1 protein-coding gene is annotated in these 267 nt (G+C 44.9%); it reads right to left on the bottom strand.

The features are described 5' to 3' along the window. Positions 1 to 267, bottom strand: a 267-nt coding sequence (locus NCR37_RS28280) for a hypothetical protein (RefSeq protein ID WP_250476109.1), incomplete at both ends; no start/stop codon positions are given.

The raw sequence follows: 267 nt of genomic DNA, 5'->3' as shown, positions 1-267 counted from the left end.
ACATAGATCCTTCTCGTCCAGGAGTACTGAACTGTGCCAAGTAGGATCCATTCATATAATTTGTAACAGCAGTCAGATATGGGTCTGCTTCAGCAAGCATCGCGTTTACTGCGTTTGTTGCTTGGTTAAGTCCCCCAAAACTAGATCCTGCTCCACAACCAGCATTATCCTTACCCAGTGGATTTTTCGCTGGACCAACTTCGCATTCGGTACTTCCTAAGAATGGAATGAATGCAGTTTGTATAGTTCCTCCTGGTGCTGTACGAT

Origin of the sequence: Caballeronia sp. GAFFF1 (assembly GCF_023630705.1) — a bacterium.
Taxonomy (GTDB): domain Bacteria; phylum Pseudomonadota; class Gammaproteobacteria; order Burkholderiales; family Burkholderiaceae; genus Caballeronia.
The sequence above is the reverse complement of the archived record's forward strand: the minus strand, read 5'-3'. Positions and strand labels throughout refer to the sequence as shown.